This is a genomic window from Gluconobacter kanchanaburiensis NBRC 103587 (assembly GCF_007988905.1).
GTDB classification, from domain to species: Bacteria; Pseudomonadota; Alphaproteobacteria; order Acetobacterales; family Acetobacteraceae; genus Gluconobacter; species Gluconobacter kanchanaburiensis.
The window spans coordinates 1-1,313 of the sequence record NZ_BJVA01000040.1; the positions used below are offsets into that span (position 1 = coordinate 1).

At 49.7% G+C, this 1,313-nt stretch carries 1 tRNA gene and 1 pseudogene; both read left to right on the forward strand.

Annotated elements, in window-relative coordinates:
* Positions 1-216: 216 nt before the first annotated feature.
* Positions 217-635: pseudogene (locus GKA01_RS13505) on the forward strand (IS481 family transposase); the annotation flags it as partial.
* Positions 636-867: 232 nt separating this feature from the next.
* Positions 868-942: transfer RNA gene (locus GKA01_RS13510), tRNA-Val, on the forward strand.
* Positions 943-1,313 lie beyond the last annotated feature (371 nt).

Genomic DNA, 1,313 nt, shown 5'->3' on the forward strand with positions numbered 1-1,313 from the left:
GAGCGGCATACAACTTTTTGGATCAAGCGATCTGTCGTATTTTAGGAGCGAAACACGCCTCACAGCTGTCTGAGAGCTATAAGAATTTCTTTCGGGACGGTAGCGGTGGATCTTCTCGTAGCGTGTTGTCTTTACAGCCTTCTTTTTGTTTTTCTTAGGTATTTAGTCCCCGGGGTTTGATGGTGTGATATTTTCACGTGAGTGGAAGGAAGCCTTATCGGACAGAACCGTCATGGCGGCGCCACGACCACTCACGCCGTGCGAGCAGCAATACAGCGTTCGGGATCACCCCAAAACAGTTGCAAAATGGTGCAAGCGTCAAAACGGTTGAGGATCAGAAGACAGGTCCTGAAGAGCTGCGCGCAACGGTCTTGACAGAAATCGAACTTGATACCCTGCAGGCCAGCATCCCTTACCTGACACGTTCGACCCTGCATCGCTGCTTTCTGCGTCACGAGATCTCACGATTGCCGGACATAGAGGGAGATAAGCCCAAGGACAGCGTTTCAAATGCTGCCCATCGGCTTTTTCACATCGATATTGCCGAAGTCCAGACTGCTGAGGGTAAGCTGCGCTTCTTCGTTGCTATCGATCGGACAAGAAAGTTCGCTGTCACACAACTGGTAGAGAAAGCCGACCTGAAAGCAGCCATGAGCAGTTGAGGACCACCTCAACTGCTCATGGTAGCTTATAATTTCGGAGGTTCAAGACCTTCAGTGGCCTCACGCCTTACGAATATGTATGCAAAATCTAATTTCAAAGTCAAAAAGATCATCATCAATTCAAACTACCAAACCTCTAGTTTTAATTCTTTCAAGTGCCCTTGTCAGACACACTCCTTTTTTGCTACAAGCCCGTTCGACGGATGGGCGCGTAGCTCAGCGGTAGAGCACTGCCTTCACACGGCAGGGGTCACAGGTTCAATCCCTGTCGCGCCCACCATCTGAAACGGCGATAAACTGCCATTTTCTCCCAATATACAATCATGCAATTGGTTCAGCTTGGTACGGCTTAAACCGCATTTATCCGAGTCGGCGCACCTTAATCCGTGCCAGATCCGTGCCACTAAATTGCGAGTCGTGAGTAACCTGTAAGAGATCCTTACAGGCTTAACCATCAAGCGATCCTTGACGGTTCAGTCGTCAAGCATTCCTTGACGACTGAACTATTGAGCAATTCTCAAGAGTCCGAGTGCCCCTCACCTCCCCCTCAAACACGCCCGCACCTGCTTCGGGCCCATCCCATTGCAAACAAAAGACTTCCCAGAATCGTTCTTAAAAAACCATTGACGCGGCCCGACATGTTCTCTTTCT